Raw genomic sequence first — 17,373 nt, forward strand, 5'->3', positions numbered from 1 at the left:
GCGACCCACCGCTCCCAGGCAAGGGACAGGCAACTGGAGTGAAGCTCAGCGGGGTCGATCTACCGGTTCTGCCGGTCGAGCGGTTCTGCCGGTCGACCGGCCGGCATGCGAGCAATCAGACTGCCGGGACCGGGGCCTGACGCAGCACCAGGTCCAGCGCCTGCTGAACAGCGGCGCGGTTGGCCGGGTCCAGCAGGTAGAAGTGCGCACCGGGCAGCACGACCACCTCGCAGCGGCCGCTGGTGCGCTGCTCCCACTCGTCCAGCTCGGCTGCCGCCACATAGGGGTCGTCGGCACCGCCGAGGGCAAGGACCGGCAGGTGGAACGGCGCACCCTCGATGGCGGCCGAGACCTCCTCGTCGAGCTGGGTGTCGTTGCGGAAGAGCTCGATCAGCCGGGCCCGCCAGAACGGGTCCTCCAGCAGCTTCGGCGCGGTGTTGCCGACGGCGCCGAAGAAGCCGACGATCTCCTCGTCGCTCAGGCCGCGCATGGACGCCAGTGCGACGCCGGTCGGTTTGCGGGCGCTGACCGCGACGCCGGCGCAGAGTTCGGGGGCGGCCAGCGCGCAGGCCAGGGCCAGGCTGGCACCCATGCTGTGGCCGAAGAGCCAGGTCGGCAGCGTCGGCAGCTGGGCCAGTTCGCGGGTCACGGCGGTGACGATCTCGATGTGGCCGGTCACCGGCGGTTCGGAGAAGCGGCGTTCGCGGCCGGGGAGCGAGACGCCCAGCACCTCGATCCCGGCGGGCAGTCCTGCCACGAGCGGCCGCAGCGAGGCGGCGCCGGCGGCGGCGTAGGGGAGGACCAGCAGCCGCGCCTGCGGCGCGGGGGCGTCCTTGGGCTGCTTGCGCAGCGGGAAGAGCCAGTGCGGGGCGGGGGCGTCGGTCACGGGTCACTGCCTCTCTGCGGGGTACGGAGGCCGGTTGTCACGGCCTCCGCCGCGGCGGGGCCGCGGCGCGCCGGCCCGAGCAGCCGGCGGACCTGCCTGGCTCCGTAGACCAGCAGGCTGGTGCTGTACGGGGTACTGCGGTGGGGCCGCGCGTGGGCCGCGACGGCACGGCCGGAGCCGTGCTCGTCGGGGCCCACGTCGCGGAGCGGCGCGCCCGGCGCACGAGGAGCGGGCGCGGTTTCCGTGGCGGCGAGCCCGGCGGGGTCGGTGGAGCGTTCCTGGACGGCCACCGGGCTTCCCCCCTCTCGGTTGTCAGGAGCCGACTGACCTGGCTCTTGGACCTGTTCTGACTGTGCGGACTGCTCTGACTGTGCGGATTGGGCTGACTGTGCGGACTGTTCTGACCGGTGGGACGGAGTGGCGCAGATGCCGCGGCCTCAGGACTCGCCGCCGGTGTTGCGGAGGATCAGCGCGGCCACGGCCGCCACCGAGCTGTCCTCGAAGAAGTCCTCCGGCGGGAGTACGTCCTCGCCGAACAGCTCCTCGGCGCCGGCGACGAAGCGCGCCGCCGCGAGGGAGGTGCCGCCCACGGCGAAGAAGTCCGACGCCGGACCCTCCACCGTCAGGCCCAGGGCGCGCCAGCTGGCGGCCACCCACTCCTCGGTCTCCTGCTTGGTCACCGGACGGCTTGCCGTCGTCTGCGTGGTCATGCGGACCTCCGAATCTCACGAACCGGGAACGGGTAGCCGTTCACGGTCTCCTGGACGAACGTGTTGTGGTGGAACGTGTCCTCACCGGAGGTGAGGACGGCCCCGTAGCGGGCGAGGCTGACCGTGGAGCCGAACTCCTTCAGCTCGGTGAGCCCCGGGTAGACGCGGGCGGCGGTGGGCAGGTAGCGCACCGAGTAGCCCAGACGGGCCTGGTCCTCGCTGGTGTTGGGGTGCGAGGCGTGCATCAGCGTGGACCAGAAGATGATGAACTGCCCCTGCTTCATGACCGCGGAGATGGCCTTGGACTCGTCCGGGGCCCACTCGGGGTCCTTCTGCAGCTGGCGGTAGTCGTAGCCGAAGAAGCCGCGGTTGGTGCCCTGCTTCTCCAGGTTGTTGATGATGTCGGGGTCGTAGCTCAGGCCCTTGGTCTCGTCGTAGTTCATCTCCTTGTGGGTGCCGGGGATGAACTGCAGCGCCCCGGTCTCGATGCTGGCCTCGGTGAACGCGGTCCAGACGGTGATGGTGCCGCGGCGGTCGGAGTCGGCCGGCCACTGGATCTGCGGGGTGGCGTTGTCGGTCAGGCTGGAGAAGTCCTCCGCCTGGTGCCAGTCGGTGCCCTCGTCCCCGGGGTACTTGGCCAGGAACTCCGAACGCCAGCACAGGGTGTCGGGGCCGAGGATGGAGGAGACGCGGTCCACGATCTCCGCGCGGGTGACGTGCTGGGCCAGGAAGTCGATGTCGAAGTGGCGGTCGTAGTTGGAGATGGACGAGGCCTGCTTCTCGTCGCTGTAGATCGACTTCTTGGTGCTGATCAGCTTCGGGCGCAGCGAGCGCAGGTTCTGCTCCATCTCGGCCGGGTCGTACAGGTCGAACGGGCCGATGTAGCCGTCACGCTCGAACTGGGCTACCTGCTCGGGGGTGAGCGAGAAGTCCTGGGACATGGGTTTTCCTCTCTTCGTCAAGCGTCTTCGTAGGACGGGATGGTGGAACGCTGGTTCTCCGGGCGGCCTGCGCCTGCGGTGGGCGCGGGCCGCCGCGGACGGCCTCAGGCGGCGGACCGCTGCCGGGGGCCGTGGAGTTTGGCGACGAGGTCCTCGATGGCGCTGCAGGCATAGAGGTCGCCGACGGTGACCTCGTACTCGGGCAGCGCCTGGCTCAGGATCGAGTGGACGCGGATCAGCAGCAGCGAGTCGCCGCCCACGTCGAAGAACCAGTCGTCGGCACTGAAGTCGCGGTGGCCGAGGACTTCCGCCCAGGCCTCGGTGATGACCGCCGCCAGCCGCTCGCCCTCGGAGGCGACGACGGCCGGTCGAGCGACCGGCTCGGCCGGCACCGGCACGGCGGCCGGCTGCGGAACGGACGCCGGCTGCGGAACGGTGGCGAGCGGGGTGACTGCGGCGTCCTCCTCTGCGGCGAGACGGCGCAGCCGGTCCAGGTCGAGCTTCCCGTTGGCGGTGACCGGGAACTCGTCCACCTGCGCCCACAGCCCGGGGACCGCGTGGCCGGGCAGGTGCCCGGCCGCGTAGGAGCGCAGCGTGGCGGTGAGGGCGGGCCTGGCGCCGACCACCGCGGCCAGCAGCTGGTGGTCCCCGTTGCCGAGAGGCACCACCACGACGGCCGCGTCGCGGACCTCGGGGTGGCCGCGCAGGACGGCGGTCACCTGCTCCGGCTCGACCCGGAAGCCCCGGATCTTGACCTGGCGGTCGCGGCGCCCCAGGAACCGGAGATTCCCCTGGGCGTCCCAGCGCACCAGGTCGCCGGTGCGATAGAGCCGCTGTCCGCCCGCCGCGCGGCCGAACTCGCCGAAGACGCGGGCGGTCTCCTGCGGGGCCCCGGCGTAACCCGCCGCCAGGCCTTCGCCGTAGGTGTAGAGCTCGCCGACCCCGCCGGGCGGGACCCGGCGTCCGGACCGGTCGAGCACCAGCACACCGGTGCCCTGGATCGGTCGGCCGATCGGCAGCCCGGAGCCGTGGACGGCAGCCGGGTCGTCGACGTGGTGGACGGTGGTGAAGGTGGTGTTCTCGGTGGGCCCGTAGCCGTTGGTGACCCGCAGGCCCGGGCAGGTCCGCAGGACCTGGTCCACCTGCGCGGGCGGGACCACGTCCCCGCCGGTGAGCAGCTGCCGCACCTTGCGGAAGGCTCCCGGGCGGAAGTCCGCGACCAGGCGGAAGAGACCGGCGGAGAGCCACAGGCCGGTCACCTCGCGCTGTTCCAGCACCCGCGCCAGCGCGGAGGCGGTGACATGGCGCCCGGTGAAGACCTCGACGGTGCCGCCGGCCAGCAGCGGCGCGAAGATCTCCAGCGTCGAGGCGTCGAAGGCCAGCGGGGCCAGGCGCAGGAAGCGAGCGGTCGCGCCGGGCAGCAGGTACTGCGGCCGGTGCGCCAGCCGGACCACGCCCCGGCACGGGATCATCGCGCCCTTGGGCTTGCCGGTGGTGCCCGAGGTGAAGGCCAGGTAGGCGATCCGGTCCGGGTCCGCCGGGGCGGGCGGCGGCACGGGGCCGACCGGCGGCTCCTCGCTCACCACGCCCAGCAGCGTCCGGCCCTCGGCGGCGGCGCCGAGCGCCTCCAGCCGGTCGGTGTCGCCGAGGACGACGCGCGCCTGGGCGCCGTCCAGGACAGCGGTGCTGGCCGCGGGCGGGTTGTCGGGGTCGATGCCCACGTAGGCGGCGCCGATCCGGAGCACGGCGGCGATCGCGACGATCTCCTCGACCGAGCGGCGGACCGCCAGGCCCACCCGGTCGCCTTCGACGACCCCGGCGACGGCCAGACGCGCGGACAGTCCGGCTGCCGCCGCCATGAGTTGCCGGTAGGTCAGCGTACGGTCGGGGGCGTCGCCGTCGCGGACGGCGGGGGCGTCCGGGGTGCGGGCGGCCGCCGCCTCGATCAGCTGCCACAGGCCCGCGTCGGCTTCCGCCTCCGGGCCGCGCTCCAGCGCGTCCAGTCGGCGCTGCTGCGCCGGGGTGACCGTGGTGACCTGGGCCAGCGCACCGTTGGGCGCGGCGGCCAGGTCGAGCAGCGCCTGCTCGAACGAGGCGGCCAGGTCGACGGCCTCCTGAGCGGTCAGCACCGAGGTCGCGTACTCCAGTTGCAGCAGCGGCTGCGGGCCCCACTCCAGCACGTGCAGCATCGCGTCGTAGGCGGTGCCGCCGGTGTGTCCGACACAGACCTCGAAGGTCACCTCGCCGGCCGGCAGCACGGTCGGCACCAGCTCGCTGTGCGCGCCGAAGGCGATCTGCGCCAGCGGGTTGCGGGCACGGTCACCGCCCCGGGTGAGCGCCGTCACCAGGTCCTCGAAGGGAACCCGGCCGTAGCGCAGCAGCTCGCGCAGCGCCTTCGCCGTGCTGCGCACGTAGTCGGCCACCGTCCCGTCCTCCGGGATCTCGCAGGCCACCGGGCCGAGGCCGGTGGCCCCGCCGACGACCCGCATCGCGCTGCGGCTGTGCCGGCCGACCGTGGGGACGCCGACGACCAGGCGCTGCCGGCCGGTGCGCCGGGCCACCGCCAGCGCCCAGGCGCCCATCAGTACCGCGTTGCGGCTGACCGCGAGCGAGGCGGCCAGCTCCACGCAGCCGGTCCGGGCCGCCTCGGTGAGCGTGAAGGGCAGCCGGACACCCGCACAGGTGCGCACCGTGGGGCGCTCCAGGTCGCTGGGCAGTTCGACGACGGTGGGCCAGTCGGCGAGCATCAGGGCGCGCTCGGCGGTCAGTTCGGCGACGGCTGCGGTGCGCTCGGCGGCGGCCAGCAGCTCCATGCCGGGGGCCTCGTCCTCGTCCTGGTCCGCGTCGGAGCCGGCGTAGGCGGCCGCGATCTCCTCCCAGAGCAGGCCGATGCTCCAGCCGTCCAGCGCGACATGGTGGCCGATCAAGGTCAGCACATGGCGTCCGGGACCGGCCGAGGTCAGCACAGAGCGGACCGGCGGGGCCTCGTAGGGCCGCAGCTGTCCGGGCACACCCGGGCCCAGCAGCTTGTGCACGATCTGCACCGGGTCGGCGTCCGCGGCGGTCGTCGGCAGCTCCTGCTCCACCATCACCGGCTGCCAGCCGTCCAGCACCCGGGTCCCCAGCGCACCGGTCTCGGCGTCGCGGGTGAAGACCGTGCGCAGGGCGGCATGCCGGCGGGTCACCCGGACCAGCGCGGCCCGGAGGCGGCCGTGGTCGAGCGGGCCGGTGATCCGGGCACTGACCATGATGTGGAACGGAGAGGCCTGACCGGCCAGCGGGCCCTCGGCGGAGAGGATCCCCTCCAGGGTCCGCGTCACCCGGGCATCGGGTTGCTCGCCCGTCTCTACTGCTCGTTCCTGCGAATTCACGTCCGGCATCCTCTGCGGTCCGACTGGTCGATGGGCTGGCTCGTCGTGCGCTGGATCAGGGCATGGGCCGCTGCGGAGCGGCACGGTCCGCTTTCAGTTCGGCGGCGAAGGCGGAGAGTTCGGCCTTGTCGCGGGTGAACCGGACCGGGAGGCGGCTGAAGCCCGCCAGGAAGTTGGAGTGGAACCTGGCCGGCTCACCGGCCACCTCAAGGGAGGTGGTGAACCGGCGCAGGGCGTCCAGCAGCGCGGTGATCTCCACCCGGGCCAGGTGCGCGCCCAGGCAGAAATGCGGTCCGTAGCCGAAGGCCACATGCCGGTTGGGAGTGCGGGCCAGGTCGAAGCGGTCGGGATCGGCGAAGACGGTCTCGTCCCGGTTGGCCGAGGAGTGCCAGACGGTGACGATGTCCCCGGCCTGGATCTCCTTCCCGTGCAGCTCCACGGTCTCGGTCGCACGGCGGCCGAAGTGCATGGTGGGCGTGGCCCAGCGCAGCGCTTCCTCACAGGCGGAGTCGGTACCGACCCGTCCCTCGCGCAGGGCCAGCCACTGCTCGCGGTCACCGGCCAGGGAGTGCACGGCGTCGTTCATGGTGAGCCGGCTGGTCTCGTCGCCGCCCAGGATCAGGCTGTAGCAGTTGAGGACGATCTCCTCACGGGTGAGCGGAACGCCGTTGATCCGGGCGTTGACGAGCACGCTGATCACGTCCTCGGCGTCGCTGCCGCGGCGCTGCTCCATCAGGTCGGCGAAGTAGAGCAGGATGTCGCTGCGCGCACTCCAGCCGTCCTCCTCGCTCTGGCCGGCGGCGCCCGAGCTGAGCGCCTCGCGGCTGCGGTCGAGCAGGAAGGCACGGTCGGACTCGGGCACGCCCAGCAGGTCGGAGACGGTGGACATGGGGATGTGCTCGGACACCTCGGCCGCGAAGTCGCACTCGCCCAGCAGCACCGCCCGGGCCACCCGGCGCGCCGTGTTCCGGCGGACCCGGTCGGCGATCGGGGCCAGCACGCGGGGCGAGAAGGACTTCAGCAGCAGATTGCGCACCTCGCGGTGGCGCGCCCCGTCGGTGACGGCGCACATCTTCCCGCCCGCGGAGTCCTCCCCGGCCAGCAGCGTGACCAGCACATTGCCCTGCTCGGAGGTGAACCGGGCCGGGTCGCGGTAGACCGTCATCAGGTCCGCGTAGCGGCTGATCACCCAGAAGCCCGGGCGGCCCGGCGCGGCCGGGTGCCAGTGCACCGGATCCTCCTGGCGCAGCCGGCGCCAGTACGCCCCGAGGTCCTCCCTCGTGAACGTCTCCGGGTCGACCAGGTCGACATCGAGGTCCAGAACCTGGGCAGCCATGCATCTCACCTCCGCTGGGCGGCGCTCTGCTGTTCCGAGCGATGAGGAGATTCCATCCCCGGATCACGGCCGCCACCAGGCAAGCCGACCGGCAGGAAGAATGCCGCCGCAACAACCGGGCAACGACCGGTACGTTCCTGGTCCGTGACGCCGCAACTGGGAGTGTTGAGGGGCCACGCGCCCTGGCGCGTCCCCGCACCACACAGCCCCAGCCGCACCACCCCATGCCAGGAGGCACCAGTGAGCGAATCAACGAGCCCGCCGTCCCTGTGGCGCAACGGCGACTACGTCGGATGGTGGACCGGGAACACCCTCTCCGCCCTGGGCACGGGCGTCTCGGCGATCGCCTTTCCGCTGCTCGTCCTCGCGAGCACGGGCTCGGTCAGCAAGGCGGGCCTGATCGGCTCGGCCAACCTGCTCGGCGTGCTGGTCACCGCCCTGTGGGGCGGCGCGCTGGCCGACCGGGTCTCGCGCCGCGCGATCCTGGTGGCCGGCCCGCTGGCCCAGGGCGCGGTGCTGGCCGCGGTCACCGTGCTCGCCCGGACCGACCACCCGTCCCTGGCGCTGCTGATCGCCGCCTCGCTGCTGAGCGGCCTCCTCTCGGGCGTGGTGCTGGGTGCGGGCACGCCCGCGCTGGCCAGGATCGTGCCCAAGGAGCAGCTGGCGACCGCCAACGGCCAGGCCATGAGCCGGGACATGCTGGCGCAGCTGCTGGGCGCCCCGCTGGGCGGTCTGCTCTTCGGCGTGGCCCGCTGGCTGCCCTTCGGCGCGGACGCGCTCTCCTTCGTCTTCGCCGCCCTCGGCGCACTCAACATCCGCCGGCCGCTGGGGCCCGACCGCGACGCGATGGCCCCGCGGACCTCGGTGTTCACGGACATCGCGGCCGGCATCCGCTTTGTGCGGGTCCAGCCGTTCGTGCGCTTCGTGGTGGTGATGGCCTCGGTGATGAACATGGTCGCGCAGGCGTTCCTGCTGCTGCTGATCGCCCTGGTCGCCCACCGCGGCGGCGGCTCCGCCGCGGTCGGCCTGGTCAGCGCGACCACGGTGGCAGGCGGCTTCGTCGGGTCGCTCTTCGCGCCCGCGGTGGCCCGGCACTTCCCGCCGCGGCTGCTGCTCTGCGGCGCCGTGTGGGTCTTCACGGTCGGCCTGGCCGTCACCGCGCTGGTGCCGCAGGTGTGGGAGATCGGGCTGGTCGTCTGCCTCGCCCAGGTCGCCACGGTCCCGGTCAATGTGGTGCTGATGACCTATCTGATGCGTCTGGTCCCGGACGGGATGCTGGGCCGGGTCGCGGCAGTGAACCGTTTCGGCGCCTACGCGCTGGAATGGTGCGGACCGCTGCTGGCCGGCCTCTTCGTGGCCGTGTTCGGAGTGCCCGGCGGCATGCTGGCCCTGCTGATCATCATGGTTCCGATGGCCGTGGCCCTCATGGTGGCGCCCGCGCTGAACGTCCTCAGCACACCCGCCGAGGAGGTGACCGAGCTCCCGCTGCCCGCACCGGCCACCTCTCCCGAGGCCATACCGGAGCAGACCGGACCCGAGCCCGGCGTCCCGTCCGCCGCCCAGGGCTGACCCCCGGCACACCGACGGCAGCGCGGCCCCCGCCCGTCCGGGCGAAGGCCGCGCTGCCGTGCTCGAGGGCGGGCCTCAGGCGCTCGCCAGAGCCTCCGAACCCCGGCCGGACCCGGCCAGGAACGCCCGGACATGACGCAGCATCCGGTACTGGTAGCTGCCGCCGCGGTCCACCTGGAGCAGCGAGGTCTCGGCCAGGTCCGCCAGCAGTCCCACCGCCTCCAGTTCGGAGAACTCACCGGGGTCCACCTCCAGTTCACCGACCCGGAAGGTGCGGCGCGAGCCCCGGGCCAGCTGGGCCAGCAGCCGCTCGTGCCGGTCGTCGAGCAGGTCGAGGCTCCAGCGCAGGCTCGCCTCCGGGGTGCGCTGGTGCGGCAGCGTCCGCCGGTCCCCCGAGCTGAGCAGACGCACCGCCTGACCGTCCGCCAGCAGCGACTCCAGCGGCACCATGCGCAGCCGGTGCGCGGCGAACTCGATCAGGCGCGGCAACCCGTCCAGCAGTCCCACCAGCGCGATCAGCCGCTCCGAGTCGGCGGAGAGGTCCAGGTCCGGACAGCCCGTCCGCAGCCGCTCCAGCAACAGCTCCACCGCGGCCTCGGTACCCAGCGGAGCCAGCTCGCACAGCACCGCGTCGGCCAGCCCCGGCGCGCGCCGGGCCGTCACCAGCACATGCACTCCGGGAAAACGCGCCAGCAGCCAGTCGACCAGCAGCGAGGTGGTCTCCGGAAGATGCTCGGCGTTGTCCAGGACCAGCAGCAGCTGCTGCCGGCCGGCGTCGGCCTCCTCGCCCAGCAGATCGATGACGGCCTGCTCCGCCAGTTCCAGGACGGCGGGTCCCGCCAGGTCGCGCTCCCCGGGGATCAGCCCCAGTTCCACCACGGCCACCCCGTCGCGCAGCTGACTGCCCGCGCTCTCCGCGGCGGCGAGCGCCACCCGGGACTTGCCCACCCCGCCGGGGCCGGTGACCACCACGACCTGCTGCTCCAGCGCAAGCCCGGCCAGCAGCTCCACCTCGGCCCGACGCCCCACCAGCGAGGAGCGCGGCGGCCGGCTGCCCCGCCAGACGCCCTTCTCGGGACCGACCAGCTTGAGCCACTCGGCGGCCATACCGACCGGCATGCCCAGATCGTCCATCGGCGCGGAGCGGAGCTTCTCCTTCAGGCTGGGATCGAGAACCTCCAGCAGCATGTCGACGGAACTGCGGCGCGGCCGCTGGATCAGACCACGCTCGACGTTCCTGATGGTCCTGACGCTGATGCCGGAGCGCTCGGAGAGCTCCTCCTGGGTCATACCGCTCTGCAGACGCAGGCGCAGCAACAGGTTGTCGTTCATGTAGTTCACCCCCAGGTGCAACAGGTGACGCCGTGGGAAGCGGCGCTCAGCCCCAGTGGCCGACGCACGAAGTGTCGAACGCACAGTTCCCGTTCCGCTCCTGGTCGTGTACCGCCTGGCAGATCAGCCCTTAGGATGCTCACGCTGGGCTCGGGGTGGGTCGGTGGCGTGCGGGGGCATACATGAGCACAGATGGCATATCCGGCAGAGCTACGCAGGAACCGGCAGCTCCGTCGGTGGCCGCCGTCCGCTTCAACATCCTCGGCCCGCTGGAGGCCTGGTCCGACGGGCGCAGACTCGATCTCGGCGGACCGATCCCACGACGGATCCTCGCCGTCCTGCTCCTGGAGCCCGGCAAACTGCTCACCGTGCCCCGGCTCGTCGACGCCGCCTGGCCGGACGATCCCCCCGCCACCGCCTCCCACCAGGTCCGCAAGGCCGTCGCCGATCTGCGCCGCCGCATCCCCGGCGGCAGCGAAGTCCTGATCACCGACGGCCCCGGCTATGCGATCGCCGCCGGCACCTCGCTGGACGTCACCGAGTTCGAGGCCAAGACCCGCGAGGCCAGGGCCATGATCGTGCAAGGCCAGTACGAGGGGGCCATCGCCCTGCTCAGCGCCGCGATCGCGCTGCGCCGCGGCCCCGCGCTCTTCGGCATCGGCGGCAGCGGCATGGTCGAGTCCGTGGCGCGGGCCATGGAGGAACGCCACCTGGCGGCGGTGGAGCAGTACTTCGAGCTGCAGCTCGCCTCCGGCAGATCCGCCGAGCTGGTCAGCGACCTGCGCGACCACACCAGCAGACACCCGCTGCAGGAGACGCTGCGCGGCCTGCTGATGCTGGCCCTGTTCCGCTCCGGCCGGCGAGCGGAGGCGCTCACCGAGTACGGGCGGCTGCGCGAGGAACTCGCCAGGGAACTCGGCGTCGACCCCGACCCGCAGCTGGCCAAGCTGTACGAGAAGATCCTGGTCGAAAGCCCCGAACTGGACGCCCCGGCCCGGGCCGAGGCACAGGTCCCCTCCCCCCGGCAGCCCGCCCCGGAGGAGCCGGCCGCGGCCGTTCCCGCTCCGGTCCCGGTCGGACGCGCCGCAGTCCCGGTCGGCGCGACGGTGGAGACGGTCGCCGCCGCACCGCGCACCCTGCCCTACGACCTCGCCGACTTCGTCGGACGCGACAAGGAACTGCGGTACCTGCTCGACGCCGCACGGAGGGACGAGCAGCGCACCCGGGTCATCGCCATCGACGGCATGGGCGGCACCGGCAAGACCTCGCTGGCGGTGCGCGCCGCCTACCTGCTCGCCGACGACTACCCGGACGGCCAGCTCTACCTCGACCTGCGCGGCTTCTCCCCCGACGAACGCCCGGTCAACATCGGCACCGCGCTGGAAGTGCTGCTGCGCACCCTCGGCGTCAACCAGGACCGGATCCCCGACGACCTGGTGGGCCAGACCCTGCTGTGGCAGTCCGTCCTGGCCGGACGCCGGGTGCTGCTGCTGCTCGACAACGCCTCCGCCGACGCCGCCCTGGTCAGCCGGCTGCTGCCGACCACCCCCAGCTGCCTCGTCCTGGTCACCAGCCGGGCCCGGCTGGTGGAGCTCGACGGCGCCGAGTGGGTCTCCATCGACGTCCTCGCGCCGGCCGAGAGCCTGCGGCTGGTCGCCCGGCTGCTGGGCGCACAGCGCGTGGAGGCCGAGCCCGAGGCCGCCAGAGAACTGACCCACCTGTGCGGCTATCTGCCGCTGGCACTGCGCATCGCCACCGCCCGGCTCCGCAACCGGCGGGCCTGGAGCCTCCAGTACCTGGTCGAGCGGCTGCGCGACGAGAACCGCAAGCTCGACGAGCTCAACTCCGGCGAACGCGGAGTGGCGACCACCCTGCGCCTCTCCTACCAGGTCCTGCCCGAGGCCAGCCGCCGCGCCTTCCGCAGCCTCTCACTGCACCCGGGCCGGGAGTTCGACGCATACTCGGCGGCGGCCCTGCTGGCGCAGGACGTCCAGGACACCGAGGACCAGCTGGAGCACCTGCTCGACGCCCACCTGCTGCAACAGCCGGAGGCGGGCCGTTACGCCTACCACGACCTGGTCCGCAGCTTTGCCCACGGCCTCTGCGACGACATGGCCGCCGAGGAGCGCGCCGCGGCCGCCGAACGACTGCTGGAGTACTACCTCGCCGCCAGCGAGACCGCCTGCGAGGTTCTCTACCCCGGCCGCAGCCGCCGCCCCACCGGCCTGGACCTGCCCCGGCTGCGCCAGCCCGCGCTGTTCCGCGCCGAGGGCGCGCAGGCCTGGTTCGCCAAGGAGCACATCACCCTGGCCAGCATGGTCCACCGCGCCGTGACGGACGGCTACCACCGGCACGCGGTCTGCCTGAGCCGGAACGTCGCCTTCTACCTCAACGCGCAGGGCAACCTCGACGAGTTCGCCGCACTGACCCGGATCGCCGTCCAGGCCGCCCGGCATCTGGGCGACGCCGGACTGCTCAGCGTCAGCCTGGCCAACCTGGGTGTCGCCTGCTGGCAGCTGGGGCACTACGACGAGGGCATCCAGGTCGCATCGGAGAGCCTCGACCTCGCGGTCAGAGTGGGCGACCGGCACACCGAGGCGCACAGCCAGGGCACGCTCGGTCTGTACAAGAGCCTGCTGGGGCAGTTCGCCGAGGCACTCGGCCACCTGCAGCAGGCCGTGGCGCTGGAGCGGGAACTCGACAGCCCCCGCGCGGAGGCGGACACGCTGACGGCGCTCAGCACCCTGTACGAGCAGTGGGGCCGATACGAGGAGGCCGCCGACGCGGCGCAACGCGCCGTCGCCCTGGTCCGCGGCCTCGACCGGCACGAGAACGCGCTGATCGCGCAGACCGACCTGGCGCTGGCCCGGCTGGGCCTCGGCGACCTCGACGGCGCGGAGGAAGCCCTCGCCGAGGCACGAAGTCTGTGTGCGGACCGCTGCGAGCCCGGGCAGATGGCGCTGACGATGGCGCTGTCGGCCCAAGTGGCCTACTGCAGAAGGGATCTGGCGCAGACCGAGGACTTCGCCGGACAGGCCCGCGAGCTCGTGGAGCAGAGCCTGTCGCCGCTGCGGCGGGCCAAGGTGGAGAACGTGCTGGGCCACTTACTGCGCGGGCTGGGCCGCCATGAGGAGGCGCTGCGCCTGCACAGTCAGGCGTACGAGGTCGCCGCCACCGTCAGCTTCCGCGTCGAGGAGGCGTACGCCCTGTCGGGCATGGCGGCGGCAGCCGGTGCGCTCGGCGACTCCGCCGCCGCCGAGATGCACCACACCGCTGCCGAAGAGCTGTTCACACTGCTGGGCGTACCGGCGGACCGCCGGCGCCGCCCTGCCGTCCAGATCACGCACCGGCTGCCTGGGTAGACGCCGGGGCCGACGCGGCGGCGGTGCCGACCGGGGTGCCCGTCGGGCTCTTGCCGTCGGCGAGCCGCACATGAGCCGGGGAGGGCCGGCCGACGGTCCCGTTCGCGGTGGCGTCGGTGGCGACACCTGCACCGAGACCGGCGGTGAGGACGGCGACAACGAGACCGGCGAGGCTGACCAGCGTGCGCTGCATGGGAGGCTCCAGGGGAGTTCGAGGCCGTTTCTTGCGACGTGGCCTACACTCCCCGAGGCGGTTCCCGAACCGGTCCCGCTGCCTTCCCGGCCCGGAGGGCGGGGACGGGAACGCAACGGAGTCCCAGGTCAGCGGGGGTTCGATGGCCCCCGTCAGAGCGGCCCGGTACGGCAACCGACGACACGCGTCCCCTGCTCGGACATCACCACCTCGGTGAGGGCCGTGCCGGACTCGTGCCCCAACAGGTCCAGATGGCCGCGGACCGCGGTGCGGACCTCGGCCAGCACGGACTCGCTCAGTCCGACCGCCTCGCCCACCCCGTCGTGGCCGAGCTCCTGGATCCGGACCACCTCGTGCATCCCGCCGCTGGTCGTCGTCTCAACGCTGAACACCTCGTCCCCTCCTGTTCCTCCGTCATCTGTTCGTCCCCGTGATGGGTCATGTGGTCGGCCGTGGGGTCGGTTCCCGTGCTCGGTCGTCTGCTCGGTCGTGCACCCGCGCCCGCCGCTCAGGCGGCTCGCAGCGTCGGCTCCGCCAGCACGTCCCGGACGAATCCGAGCAGCGCGGCGGGATCCGTGTGCGGGAAGGCGTGGCCGCCGGGCAGCATGGTCACGCTGAACTCCCCCGTCGCGACCCGCTGCCAGCGCGGCATCTGCTCCGGCGGCGTGATCGCGTCGTCCAGCCCACCGAAGATGTGCAGCGGGCTGTGCAGCGCGGGCGGCTCCGGCAGCAGGTACTCCTCGGCGTAGCGCAGGTCGGTCCGGATCGCGCGGAGGATCTCCGCCACAAACGTCGGATAGCTGAGCAGCTCCCTCGGCAGACCGCCGTTGTCGGCGATCCAGCCGAGCAGCCGGTCGTCGGAGGCGTCCGACATGGTCCGCAGCGAGGGCACCTGCGGTGCCCGAGCCCCGGAGATCAGCACGGCCAGCGGCGCCCGCAGGCCCTGGGCCTCGATCCGCCGGGCCACCTCGTAGGTCAGCAGACCGCCGAGGCTGTGGCCGAACAGCACATACGGCATGTCGAGCTCGGCCCGCAGGCCCTGGAAGAGCGCCTCGGCCAGCGCCTCCGTATTCTCCGGGAGCGGCTCCCGCTCCCGCGTGCCGCGGCCGGGCAGCTCGACCGGTGCGAGCTCCACCCCCGCGGGCAGATGTCTGCGCCAGCCCGAGAACGCGCCGGCGCCCGCACCCGCCTGCGGCACGCAGATCAGGCGCACCTTTGGATCACCGACGGCGTAGCGCCCGGTGATCCACAGGTTGGTCGGATTCGATGCCACCTTCCACCCCTTTCTCCGCCATGAATCCTCCGTCCCCGGCACCGCTGCGACCAGGAACTTCCTCGGCAGAGCGGCGGTACGGACCCGGCAGTCCACCGGTGCCGGGGGAAAGAGGCGGCAGAAGGGACCTCGCCGCCGCCGCACAGTCCGACCGCATCCGCCCGGTGCCGTCGGAGCGCGCTCCGGGGGCGCTGCGGCATCCGGACGCCCTCCGAGCCGCCGACACCGCTCTCGGTGCTCGCGACCGGGTCGCGGTTCTCGCCTCGCGCGGGCTCCGCCCGCCTCACCGGCGGGACCTCGCCGACACCACGAGACCCCGGCGGGCCGGCTACGGGCACGGTGCTGACGCGGGCGCGCCTCGGTGCTTGCGCCCACGGGCCGTTCGGCAGCACCGCCATGCCGCGCGATGGGGCCGTGCGGAGCCCACTCCCGACGGGCAGGCGAGGCCCGTCGGCTGCCAGGCGGTAAGCGGCGCCACACGGCCGGCACTCACACAGTCACCTGGACGGATCAGGCCAGGAGAGAGCCGGCTGCGCCGCCTCCTCCTGGCCCGGCCCTTCACTGCCTGATCGAGGTCACAGCTCGAAGGCCTTCGGGTGGCGGGGCTCGTAGAGCCGGACCTCGCTGCCACCGGGCAGCCGGAAGCCGGTCACCACTCCCCAGCGCTCATCGGTGATCGGCTGGGTGAACTCCACACCCTTGTCGGTGAGTTCGGCGACCGTGCTGCGCACGTCGTCGCACATGAAGAAGAGCTCGTGGGAGGCCGCTCCTTCAGCGGGGTGTACGGCGATCTCCGCGGGCGGGAGCTTGAAGATGAGCCAGCCGCCGCCGGCGTCGATGTGCGGGAAGTCGAGGACGTCGCGGAAGAAGGCGCGGTCCGCCTCCGCGTCGCTGCTGTAGAGAATGACGTGCGCTCCGTTGATCACACGACCAGCGTAGACGCGGAGCGTCACAGGACACGGCAGGCCGCGATCCAGGCCTGCCCGGTGTCCCGCCCTTCCCTCCGTCGGGGGACGCCACCCCGGGGTGACCCAGAACCCGGGACCCAGAGATCTCGCCAGTCGCTCAGCGTTCGCCGTCTCGATGGTCCCGAATCGGAAAGCCCGTCCAGGCCAGAGAAGTTGATGGTCCATCAGTCGCGATATATCCCCTGAGGTCACGTCGGCGACCCGATACGATCACCGGCGCCCGGGCAACATCCCAGCCCCGGACAGCGCTCGAGAACGTTGGCCCATCCGACTGCCAATCCGTGTCACACATCGAGTCGCTGGCTTGTCATCAGGAGAACGGCATCCCACAAGGGGGTGCCCAAACGACCACTGTCCCCACAGAAGCGGAGAAATCGTGTTCGCCGCGTACCTCACGGTCACCATTGTCGGTGCGTTCTTCAACGGTGCCGCCGCCGTCACCTATCTGATCGGCCATGAATACCCCAAGAGCCAGGCAGACATGAAGGGCCTGCCGCGCAAGTGGGTTCCGGTGCTGGGCGCGTTGCTGGCAGCGGGCACCGTTGGGCTGCTGGCGGGGCTGGCCGTGCCACTCCTGGGAACTCTCGCAGCATCCGGCCTGGTGCTGTACTTCATCGGCGCGATCATCGCCCACCTGCGAGTGGGCTCCCGCAACATCATAGGTGGCATCGTGTTCCTTGCCACCGCGGTGGCGGCCCTGACCCTGGGCCTGAAGTACCACGGCGCCTGGTGACCCACGGGGTCCACATGTACCGTCGCGGCCCCGGCCTCCCGGCTCGACCGGCGAGATCCAGGCCGTGGTCGACGCCCGGAGAACCGCTTGGTGAAGAGGCGTCAGCGATGTATCGGCCGACGCGGCAGGACAGCCACCGGCCCTGACCGGCCCGCCAGTTGAAGAAGCCGACCTGCGGGACGGACCCGGCACCACCGCCCAGCACCCGAACACACGGGTACGGCCAACCGCATACGCCCACTGGGCAAGCGCGTCCGACAGCGGCAGGAATGAGGACCCCGGCGAATCCTCATCCCTGCCGGTTCCGAGGCACCCGGTCTTGGGACCACCCGTCGGGCAGCCTTCTCCACAGGCCGAACGGCCCCCAGGGACCAACCCGCAGAATTCGACTACGGGGTGAGCCGATTGGGCCCGCGGAAGAGGAACGTCGCTTCCCGGATCGAGTCCAGGCCGAGCAGAACCATCAGCACCCGACCAAGACCCATCCCCAGGCCGCCGTGCGGCGGGCAGCCATAGCGGAAGCAGTTCAGGTAGTCCTGCAGCGAGTCCGTACCCGTCCCTCTCTCCTCGGCCTGCCTGAGCAGCACGTCGTAACGGTGCTCGCGCTGCGCGCACCGTCCGGCCGCGGACCGACGCCCGACGCCAACCGCTTCGCTCCTCCGCCGGGGAAGCGCCTCCGGCGGTGCCAGGCCCAAGAGC

14 protein-coding genes and 1 pseudogene are annotated in these 17,373 nt (G+C 72.3%); 3 read left to right on the forward strand and 12 right to left on the reverse strand.

All coding sequences use genetic code 11. The features are described 5' to 3' along the window. Window positions 1-115 precede the first annotated feature (115 nt). The 6 genes from AB0761_RS06050 to AB0761_RS06075 form a co-directional block, all read right to left on the reverse strand. The gene (locus tag AB0761_RS06050) at window positions 116-886 is read right to left on the reverse strand and encodes a thioesterase II family protein (RefSeq protein WP_377267923.1); all 771 of its coding nucleotides are present in this window, start codon (window positions 884-886) and stop codon (window positions 116-118) included. Further along, entirely contained in the window at window positions 883-1,176 is a 294-nt protein-coding gene (locus AB0761_RS06055) for a hypothetical protein (RefSeq protein WP_377267924.1), read from the reverse strand. Before AB0761_RS06055 ends, AB0761_RS06050 begins: the two co-directional genes overlap by 4 nt. Window positions 1,177-1,323: 147 nt before the next feature. Further along, window positions 1,324-1,596 carry an acyl carrier protein gene (locus tag AB0761_RS06060; RefSeq protein ID WP_377267925.1) on the reverse strand — a complete coding sequence of 91 codons (273 nt, stop codon included), beginning with the start codon at window positions 1,594-1,596 and terminating at the stop codon, window positions 1,324-1,326. Continuing rightward, a complete protein-coding gene (locus AB0761_RS06065) occupies window positions 1,593-2,537 on the reverse strand; it encodes a chlorinating enzyme (RefSeq protein ID WP_377267926.1) in 945 nt (314 codons plus the stop codon). The genes AB0761_RS06060 and AB0761_RS06065 overlap by 4 nt, the downstream gene beginning before the upstream one ends. 104 nt (window positions 2,538-2,641) lie before the next feature. After that, window positions 2,642-5,857, reverse strand: coding sequence for an amino acid adenylation domain-containing protein (locus AB0761_RS06070; RefSeq protein ID WP_377267927.1), 3,216 nt, complete (start codon window positions 5,855-5,857; stop codon window positions 2,642-2,644). Window positions 5,858-5,963: 106 nt separating this feature from the next. Beyond that, window positions 5,964-7,244, reverse strand: coding sequence for a cytochrome P450 (locus AB0761_RS06075; protein WP_377267928.1), 1,281 nt, complete (start codon window positions 7,242-7,244; stop codon window positions 5,964-5,966). 240 nt (window positions 7,245-7,484) lie between these two features. Here AB0761_RS06075 and AB0761_RS06080 point away from each other — a divergent pair, with 240 nt between their 5' ends. Next, window positions 7,485-8,813 carry an MFS transporter gene (locus AB0761_RS06080; RefSeq protein WP_377267929.1) on the forward strand — a complete coding sequence of 443 codons (1,329 nt, stop codon included), beginning with the start codon at window positions 7,485-7,487 and terminating at the stop codon, window positions 8,811-8,813. A 75-nt stretch (window positions 8,814-8,888) separates the two neighbouring features. Here the strand turns inward: AB0761_RS06080 and AB0761_RS06085 are convergent, their stop codons facing one another. After that, a complete protein-coding gene (locus AB0761_RS06085; RefSeq protein ID WP_377267930.1) occupies window positions 8,889-10,145 on the reverse strand; it encodes a helix-turn-helix domain-containing protein in 1,257 nt (418 codons plus the stop codon). 236 nt (window positions 10,146-10,381) lie between these two features. Here AB0761_RS06085 and AB0761_RS06090 point away from each other — a divergent pair, with 236 nt between their 5' ends. Further along, entirely contained in the window at window positions 10,382-13,507 is a 3,126-nt protein-coding gene (locus AB0761_RS06090; protein ID WP_377267931.1) for a BTAD domain-containing putative transcriptional regulator, read from the forward strand. Here the strand turns inward: AB0761_RS06090 and AB0761_RS06095 are convergent. From AB0761_RS06095 to AB0761_RS06110, 4 genes are all read right to left on the reverse strand, one after another. Continuing rightward, entirely contained in the window at window positions 13,485-13,700 is a 216-nt protein-coding gene (locus AB0761_RS06095; protein ID WP_377267932.1) for a hypothetical protein, read from the reverse strand. The genes AB0761_RS06090 and AB0761_RS06095 overlap by 23 nt on opposite strands. A gap of 152 nt (window positions 13,701-13,852) precedes the next feature. Continuing rightward, the gene (locus tag AB0761_RS06100; RefSeq protein WP_377267933.1) at window positions 13,853-14,092 is read right to left on the reverse strand and encodes a hypothetical protein; all 240 of its coding nucleotides are present in this window, start codon (window positions 14,090-14,092) and stop codon (window positions 13,853-13,855) included. 116 nt (window positions 14,093-14,208) lie between these two features. Then, the gene (locus AB0761_RS06105) at window positions 14,209-14,973 is read right to left on the reverse strand and encodes a thioesterase II family protein (RefSeq protein ID WP_377267934.1); all 765 of its coding nucleotides are present in this window, start codon (window positions 14,971-14,973) and stop codon (window positions 14,209-14,211) included. A gap of 575 nt (window positions 14,974-15,548) precedes the next feature. After that, the gene (locus AB0761_RS06110; RefSeq protein ID WP_377267935.1) at window positions 15,549-15,899 is read right to left on the reverse strand and encodes a VOC family protein; all 351 of its coding nucleotides are present in this window, start codon (window positions 15,897-15,899) and stop codon (window positions 15,549-15,551) included. 418 nt (window positions 15,900-16,317) lie between these two features. Here AB0761_RS06110 and AB0761_RS06115 point away from each other — a divergent pair, with 418 nt between their 5' ends. After that, window positions 16,318-16,674: a DoxX family protein gene (locus AB0761_RS06115; RefSeq protein WP_377267936.1), complete on the forward strand. Its 357-nt coding sequence runs from the start codon at window positions 16,318-16,320 to the stop codon at window positions 16,672-16,674. 389 nt (window positions 16,675-17,063) lie between these two features. On the opposite strand, the pseudogene AB0761_RS06120 reads toward AB0761_RS06115, so the two are convergent. Further along, window positions 17,064-17,285 (reverse strand): annotated as a pseudogene (locus AB0761_RS06120) (amino acid--tRNA ligase-related protein); the annotation flags it as partial. Window positions 17,286-17,373: the final 88 nt, after the last annotated feature.

Source organism: Peterkaempfera podocarpi (genome assembly GCF_042466665.1).
In the GTDB taxonomy this organism is placed as follows: domain Bacteria; phylum Actinomycetota; class Actinomycetes; order Streptomycetales; family Streptomycetaceae; genus Peterkaempfera; species Peterkaempfera podocarpi.